Annotated in this window: 8 protein-coding genes and 1 pseudogene; all 9 read left to right on the top strand. The window is 30.0% G+C overall.

The annotated features are described in order from the left end of the window. On the top strand, positions 1 to 653 hold a 653-nt coding region (locus AJ930_RS00755), incomplete at its 5' end, for a class I SAM-dependent methyltransferase (protein ID WP_070274706.1). Between the two features lie 56 nt (positions 654 to 709). After that, positions 710 to 1,669, top strand: coding sequence for a hypothetical protein (locus tag AJ930_RS00750; protein WP_070274705.1), 960 nt, complete (start codon positions 710 to 712; stop codon positions 1,667 to 1,669). A 46-nt stretch (positions 1,670 to 1,715) separates the two neighbouring features. Continuing rightward, entirely contained in the window at positions 1,716 to 2,720 is a 1,005-nt protein-coding gene (legI, locus tag AJ930_RS00745) for a N,N'-diacetyllegionaminate synthase (RefSeq protein ID WP_070274704.1), read from the top strand. Further along, positions 2,713 to 3,867: a GDP-N,N'-diacetylbacillosamine 2-epimerase (hydrolyzing) gene (gene legG, locus AJ930_RS00740; RefSeq protein ID WP_070274703.1), complete on the top strand. Its 1,155-nt coding sequence runs from the start codon at positions 2,713 to 2,715 to the stop codon at positions 3,865 to 3,867. Before legI ends, legG begins: the two co-directional genes overlap by 8 nt. Positions 3,868 to 3,875: 8 nt before the next feature. Continuing rightward, positions 3,876 to 4,901: a nucleotidyltransferase family protein gene (locus tag AJ930_RS00735; RefSeq protein ID WP_070274702.1), complete on the top strand. Its 1,026-nt coding sequence runs from the start codon at positions 3,876 to 3,878 to the stop codon at positions 4,899 to 4,901. Then, a complete protein-coding gene (gene ptmF / locus AJ930_RS00730) occupies positions 4,898 to 5,803 on the top strand; it encodes an L-glutamine-D-fructose-6-phosphate isomerase subunit (protein ID WP_070274701.1) in 906 nt (301 codons plus the stop codon). Before AJ930_RS00735 ends, ptmF begins: the two co-directional genes overlap by 4 nt. Next, complete coding sequence (gene legF, locus AJ930_RS00725) at positions 5,796 to 6,503, top strand: CMP-N,N'-diacetyllegionaminic acid synthase (protein ID WP_070274700.1); 708 nt, start codon at positions 5,796 to 5,798, stop codon at positions 6,501 to 6,503. Before ptmF ends, legF begins: the two co-directional genes overlap by 8 nt. After that, the gene (gene ptmA / locus AJ930_RS00720) at positions 6,503 to 7,273 is read left to right on the top strand and encodes a flagellin modification protein PtmA (protein WP_070274699.1); all 771 of its coding nucleotides are present in this window, start codon (positions 6,503 to 6,505) and stop codon (positions 7,271 to 7,273) included. Before legF ends, ptmA begins: the two co-directional genes overlap by 1 nt. Then, a pseudogene (locus AJ930_RS00715) lies at positions 7,273 to 7,776 on the top strand (motility associated factor glycosyltransferase family protein); the annotation flags it as partial. The gene ptmA and the pseudogene AJ930_RS00715, both read left to right, overlap by 1 nt.

The following is a 7,776-nucleotide window of genomic DNA, read 5'->3' as shown; positions in this document are numbered from 1 at the left end:
TTTGGGAAAATATTTTTTCTCAAAAAGAATGGGGGAAATACCCTAGCGAAAATTTAATCCGTTTTATTGCAAAGAATTTTTACAATGTTAAAGATAGAAGTAAAATAAATATACTAGAATTAGGACTTGGCACAGGTGCTAATCTTTGGTTTTGCGCTAAAGAAGGTTTCAGTGTTAGCGGCATAGAATGGAGTAAAACAGGAGTAGAAAGATTTAAGCAACGTCTAGAAAATGAAAATTTAAGTCACCATATACAAGAAATTAAAATTGGAGATTATGAACAAAAACTTGATGAATTTGAAGATGAAAGTTTTGATGCTATTATTGATAATTGTTCACTCTGTTGTAATAATTTTGCAAAAACAAAGAAAATTTTTAATAAAGCCATCATGAAATTAAAAATAAATGGAAAATTCTTTTCTAGCACAATATCTAAAGGTATTGAAGGATATGACAATACGAATGATGATTTTCAACTTCCAAAGAGTGGTATTTATACTCATGTAGGAATGATTAGATATTCAAACAAAAAAGATCTTAAAAAGTTATACAAAAATAAATATTTTAAATGGATAAAACTACAAACACAAAGCCTTGAAGCTGACAACAAGTTAATTGACAAATTATTTATCATAGAAGGAGAAAGGATTTAATTAATGAAATATTTTATGGGGGGGGGTATATCAATAACTCCTATAAGGAGTGGAAGATGAGTAGAATTTCTTTAGAAAATTATTTGCAAGTTCACAATCGTTATTCTTGCTTATCAAATGATATTTATCTTAATAAAAAATATGCTGAGCTTTATGGAGAAACATTTGATTTCTCGTATAGTAAAAATGGATTTGTATTTAAGGTTATAGCCATAAAGGAAAAAATAGAGAATTCTCAATTTTATGATTTGCAAAGTCCTTATGGATATGGTGGAATATATTGCAATTCTCAAAATGAAGACTTCATCAAAGAAGCTTTAAAAGCTTTAAAAACAGAAGCTTTGAAACAAAACATCATTGCTTTTTTTATCCGATTTCATCTTTTTGATGAAAATCTAAAAATATATTCAAAACTTTTACCTTTTTTTACTAAAAGTAGAGAAACCATCATTGTAAACACAGAAAAAGGTATTGATAATATTCGTATGAATTATAGCCCTAGAATAAGATCTTATATCAAAAAAGCTAGAGAAGAATTGCAAATAAAATTTGCTACAAAAAAAGATTATAAAGATTTTTTTACATTATATAGTAAAACTATGCAAAGAAACCAAGCGGATAAATTTTATTATTTTAGCGAAGATTATTTTCAAAAACTCTTTGATTTTAACGAAAATAAAATACTAAAAGCAAGTTTAAATAATAAAATTCTTGCCTATGCATCATTTTTTCTTTGTGGAGATTTTTCTTATTATCATTTAAGTGCCAATGTTTTAAAATCCAATGCCAATGCAGCTTTATTAGATTTCTTTTTTGAATATGCAAGTAACAATAATTCCAAATTTTGTTTCTTGGGTGGAGGAGTTCAAGATAACGATACGCTTTACAAATTTAAAGAAAAATTTTCTACCATAAATGGAAGTTTTTATATAGGTGGTATAGTTTTTAATCGGAAAGAATATAACCAAATTTGTAAAAATTTTAGTAATAATAAATTTTTAAAATACCGATATTAAAAAATAATATCTAGAATATTTGTATTAATTCTAATTAAGGAAAACTATGAAAAAAACTCTCATCATCGCAGAAGCAGGAGTCAATCACAATGGCGATTTAAATTTAGCTAAAAAGTTAATAGAAATCGCAGCTAACTCAGGGGCTGATTTTGTTAAATTTCAAAGTTTTAAAGCCAAAAACTGTATCAGCACAAAGGCTAAAAAAGCACCCTATCAACTTAAAACGACAGCTAGTGATGAAAATCAGCTTCAAATGGTGCAAAAACTCGAACTCGATCTTAAAGCTCATAAAGAGCTTATCTTACACGCAAAAAAATGCAATATTGCCTTTCTTTCTACTCCTTTTGATCTTGAAAGCGTAGATCTTTTAGATGAGTTAGGTTTAAAAATCTTTAAAATTCCAAGCGGGGAAATCACCAATCTACCCTATCTTAAAAAAATTGCAAAGCTTAATAAAAAAATCATGCTTTCAACGGGCATGGCAAATTTAGGCGAGATAGAACAAGCTTTAAATGTACTTTGCAAAAACGGTACTAAACGCCAAAATATCACTCTTTTACACTGCACTACAGAATACCCTGCCCCTTTTGACGAAGTCAATCTTAAAGCCATGCAAAGCTTAAAAGACGCTTTTAAGCTTGATGTGGGTTATTCTGATCACACTCAAGGCATACACATTTCTCTAGCTGCTGCGGCCTTAGGAGCTTGTGTGATAGAAAAGCATTTTACTTTAGATAAAAATATGTCAGGGCCTGATCATAAAGCAAGCCTAGAACCTCATGAACTTAAAATGCTTTGCACTCAAATAAGACAAATACAAAAGGCTATGGGCGATGGCATAAAAAAAGCAAGTAAAAGCGAACAAAAAAATATCAACATAGTAAGAAAAAGTTTAGTCGCTAAAAAAGATATACAAAAAGGAGAAATTTTTAGCGAAGAAAATCTTACCACTAAACGCCCCGCAAATGGTATAAGTGCTATGAGATATGAAGAGTTTTTAGGTAAGATTGCTACTAAAAACTACAAAGAAGATGAGCTTATCCGTGAGTAAAAGAAAGATTTGTATAGTCAGTGCAACAAGGGCTGAATGGTATCTTTTAAGAAATTTATGCCATGAAATTCAAAACGATAAAGATCTAAGCCTTCAGATCATCGCTACAGGAGCACATTTAAGTCCTGAGTTTGGACTTACTTATAAAGAAATAGAAAAAGAATTTAAAATTGCTAAAAAAATTCCTATATTACTCGCAAGTGATGATAAGATAAGCCTTTGTAAAAGCATGAGCTTAGCTTTTAGTTCTTTTAGTCAAGCTTTTGAAGACTTAAAGCCTGATATGGTGGTGATTTTAGGCGATCGTTATGAAATGCTTAGTGTAGCAAGTGTGTGTCTTTTGATGCACATCCCCTTAGTGCATTTATGTGGCGGAGAGCTTACTTTAGGAGCTATTGATGATAGTATAAGGCACAGTATTTCGAAAATGGCACATTTACATTTTGTAAGTCATGAAATTTACAAAAAAAGGCTTTTACAACTTGGAGAAGAAGAAAAAAGGGTTTTTAATATAGGCTCTTTAACTTCTACTATCATAAAAAATATGAATTTTTTAAGCAAAAAAGATTTAGAAAAAGCCTTAGAAATGAAACTGGATAAAGAACCTTACTTAATCACTTATCATCCTTTAACCTTAAATGTAAAAAACACTCAAAAAGAGATTAAAACCTTGCTTAAAAAACTTGATACCCTTAAAAACGCAAGTTTGATTTTTACCAAAGCAAATGCCGATGAAAATGGACTTTTAATCAATGAAATTTTGCAAAATTACTGCCAAAAAAACTCACACAAGGCTAAACTTTTTGACAATCTTGGCTCACAAAAATATCTAAGTCTTATGAAAATAGCCAAGGCCATGATAGGCAATTCTTCAAGCGGTATTACTGAAAGTCCTTTTTTTAAAACTCCTTGCATTAACATAGGAGATAGGCAAAAAGGGCGTTTAAGAACTCAAAATATCATTGATTGTGAAATTAATGATATTGATCAAGCTTTTGAAAAATTAGAAAGCAAAGAATTTAAACAAAAATTAAAAAATTTTAAAAACCCTTATGATAATGATAAAAATCCCAATAAAATCATAAAAACTTGCTTAAAAAATGTAAATTTAGATATAATTTTATATAAAAATTTCATCGATTTATAAGGCTTAGTGTGGATATAAACAAACTCAAACTTACCCCTGATTCAAGCATAAAAAAAGCTTTAAAAATAGTCGGGAAAGAACGCGTTAGACTAGGCATTATAGTTGATAAAAAGGATAAATTTTTAGGAGTAATTAGCGATTCAAACATCAGAAAAGCTTTAATTAGTGGCAAAACTTTAAAAGATAGTATCAAGGATATTTACACTAAAAATCCCATCACCATAAAAGAAAACACAAGCAAAGAAGAACTTTTAAAAATTTCTGCTAAAACCGATATTTATGATTTTCCTGTTTTAGATAAAAAAGGGCAAATCCTTTCTATAAAATCTATCTCATCACTTTTAAAAGCCAATCCAAACTCCATTATCATCATGGCTGGAGGCTTAGGATCTCGCTTAAAAGAGCTGACTAAAGATACTCCAAAACCCATGCTAAAAGTAGGCAAAAAACCCATTTTAGAAAGCATAGTCCAAAGACTTAAAAATCAAAATTTTGAAAATTTTATCTTTTGTGTGAATTATAAAAAACAAATCATAGAAGATTATTTTCAAAAAGGGCAAAAATTTGGGGTTAAAATCTCTTATGTTAAAGAGCGTAAAAAACTAGGTACAGCAGGAGCTTTAAGCCTTATAAAACAAGAATTTAAAGAAAGTTTTATCGTTATGAATGCAGACATTTTAACCGAGCTTGATTTTAATGATCTTTTAAAAGCGCATAAAAAATCAAAAGCTTTAATGAGCGTTTGCGTGCGTGAGTTTGAGCAACAAATTCCTTATGGAGTGATCACTCAAAAGCAAGGTTTTATAGAAAATATAGAAGAAAAACCTACTCAAAAATTTCTAGTAAGTGCAGGAATTTATGTACTTGAAAATGAAATTTTAAATTTAATTACTAAAAACGAATACCTAGACATGCCCGAACTCATCAAACTCGCTCTACAAAAAGGCAAGGTAAATACCTATACCATCAATGATTATTGGATTGACATTGGAAGGCCAGATGAGTTTTTAAAAGCCAATGAGGATTTTAAATGAAAATCTTAATCATAGGCCTTGGAAGCATAGGAAAAAAGCATTTTTTAGCCTTAAAAAATTTAAAGTATGAAGTAAGTTTGCTTTCTTTAAGTGCTAAAAAAGAAGAGTTTGAAAAAACTCCAATTTATCGCTCTTTAAAAGAATGTGATTTAAATGAATTTGATCTTTTTATCATTGCAAATATCACTACAGAGCATTTTAATACCTTAAAAACTTTAAATGAGCTTGTAAAAGATAAAATCATACTCGTAGAAAAACCTTTATTTGAAAAGGTGAAAAATTTCACAAGCTCAAAAAATCACATTTATGTGGCGTATTTACTACGTTTTCATCCTGTGATTGTAGCTTTAAAAAAACTTTTAAAAGAGGAAAAAATTTATTTTGCTAGTTTGGTTTGTAATTCTTATTTGCCCCATTGGAGGGCTTTAGACTACAAGCAAAATTACAGCGCTAAAAAAGAGCTAGGTGGTGGGGTTTTACTCGATCTTTCCCATGAAATCGATCTAGCCTTTTTTCTTTTTGGAAACTTAGAGCTTATATACTCCCAAAATGCTAAAATTTCAGAGCTTGACATAACAAGCGATGATTTTGCCTTTTTGGCTTTAAAAAATTCACAAGAAGCTAAAATTCATATAGAATTAGACTATTTTTCTAAATTTAACAAAAGAGAAATTACCATTCACACTTTAGAAAAAAGCTTTAAAGCCGATTTAATAAACAATAAAATCGAAATTTATCACAAAGATCAAAGTCAAAAAATCTTAAATTTTGAAAACGATACGATAAAAACCCTTCAAAATTTACATCAAGCAATCTTTGAAAAAGATAAAGAACTTTGCGATCTTAAGCAAGCTTTAAAAGTACTTGAAGTTTGCGATGAAGTAAGGAAAAAAAATGGCTGAAATTTTATGCACCATTTGTGCTAGAGGTGGAAGTAAAGGCGTTAAAAACAAAAATATTAGAAAGATTAACGAACTTGAAATGATAGCTTATAGCATCATACAAGCTCAAAATTCAAAGCTTTTTAAACACATAGTCATAAGTACTGATAGTGATGAAATCGCAAGTGTAGCCCAAAAATACGATGCTGAAGTTTTTTTTAAAAGAGAAGCCCATCTTGCCAATGATCGGGCTGCAAAACTTCCTGTCATGCGTGATGCCTTGCTAAGAAGTGAAGAGCACTTTAAAACGCGTTTTGAAACTCTCATAGACTTAGATGCTTCAGCTCCACTACGCTCAAGCCTTGATATAAAAAAAGCTTATGAAAGTTTTGTTAAAAATGATAATTCCAATCTCATCACCGCAGTTCCAGCTAGACGCAATCCTTATTTTAATCTCATAGAAATGCAAAATAACAAGGTAGTAAAATCCAAAGAAGGAAATTTCACCACCCGCCAAAGTGCCCCAAAATGCTACGATATGAACGCTAGTATTTATATTTTTAAAAGGGATTATCTTTTAGAAAATGATAGTGTTTTTGGCAAAAACACAGGGCTTTTTGTAATGGATGAAAGCACGGCTTTTGATGTAGATAGTGAACTTGATTTTAAAATCGTAGAGTTTTTAATCTCTTTAAAAAATTTATCACCAAAGGATTTTTAATGCTTGAAAATAAAATCATCTTTGTAGCAGGAGCTTGTGGGCGTATAGGTAAAGCGCTTTGCAAAAAAATACTTCTTAATAAAGGCACAGTCATACTTGCAGATATTAACAAAGAACGCTTAAAAGAACTGCGAGAAAATTTAGAAACAAATTTTAAAACAAAACTTTTAAGCTTAGAACTTGACATCACCAAGCAAGAAAGTTTGCAAACTGCCCTTGAAAAAAGTCATGCAAGATACGGTAAAATCGATGCTTTTGTCAATTCAAGCTATCCTTTTGGCAAAGATTGGGGTAAAACGCCTTATTATGGACTCAAATACGAACAAATTTGTGAAAGTTTAAATTTACATTTAGCAGGTTTTATGCTGGCAGCTCAAGAATTTGTGAAATTTTTTAAAAAACAAGGCCATGGTAATATCATCAATCTTAGCTCCATCATGGGAGTTTATGCGCCAAAATTTGAAAACTATGAAGGCACTTCTATGCAAAGCTCTTTAGAATATAGCGTGATAAAAGCAGGGGTTAACCACATGGGCTCTTGGCTAGCTAAAGAGCTTTTTAATCAAAACATACGCGTTAATACCCTAGCAAGCGGGGGAATTTTAGATAATCAAAACGAACTTTTTTTAAAAGCTTATAGAAATTGTTGTGCGAGTAAGGGTATGCTAGATGCAGATGATGTATGTGGAACTTTGGTATTTTTGCTTAGTGATGAGAGTAAATTTATCACAGGACAAACCTTAGTAGTAGATGATGGATGGGGTTTATGATGACCTTCACTCCTACCCAAAAAGAGCTCTTTAACAAAAATATTGAAGCTTTAGGTAATATTCTTTTAAAAGAAAGTTTAAAAGAAATCAAGTCTAGCAAATTTGAACTTATCTTAGGTAAAGATAATCTTGATATCAATCTAAAAGATACGAATGATAATACTTTTCTTTATGAAAATGTTATAAATGAATTAAACTCTATGCTAAATACTTACAATGACAAATACCTACTTTATCCTGTATTGTATTTTTATGGTTTTGGAAATGGAATTTTATTTAAAGCTTTATTACAAAATAAAAATCATCAACATATTGTTGTTTTTGAAAAAGATATAGAGATCATTTGGATGATGTTTCATATCTTAGATTTTTCAAATGAATTACAAAATTCAAGATTGATGATTTTAGAAACTAGTTCTTTAGATATAGAATTTTTTTCTAATTTTTGTTCTAACAAACCTTTCTTTCAATTTTCTAGAATTTATTTTTTAGAACTGATGAGT

Origin of the sequence: Campylobacter sp. BCW_6871, from assembly GCF_001762325.1 — a bacterium.
In the GTDB taxonomy this organism is placed as follows: Bacteria; Campylobacterota; Campylobacteria; order Campylobacterales; family Campylobacteraceae; genus Campylobacter_D; species Campylobacter_D jejuni.
This window is presented reverse-complemented; position numbering and strand designations above follow the sequence as displayed.

Coding starts and splice junctions, on each gene's coding strand:
- legF (WP_070274700.1), top strand. CDS start 5,796: ATGGCTGAAATTTTATGCACCATTTGTGCTAGAGGTGGAAGTAAAGGC.
- ptmF (WP_070274701.1), top strand. CDS start 4,898: ATGAAAATCTTAATCATAGGCCTTGGAAGCATAGGAAAAAAGCATTTT.
- AJ930_RS00750 (WP_070274705.1), top strand. CDS start 710: ATGAGTAGAATTTCTTTAGAAAATTATTTGCAAGTTCACAATCGTTAT.
- ptmA (WP_070274699.1), top strand. CDS start 6,503: ATGCTTGAAAATAAAATCATCTTTGTAGCAGGAGCTTGTGGGCGTATA.
- legI (WP_070274704.1), top strand. CDS start 1,716: ATGAAAAAAACTCTCATCATCGCAGAAGCAGGAGTCAATCACAATGGC.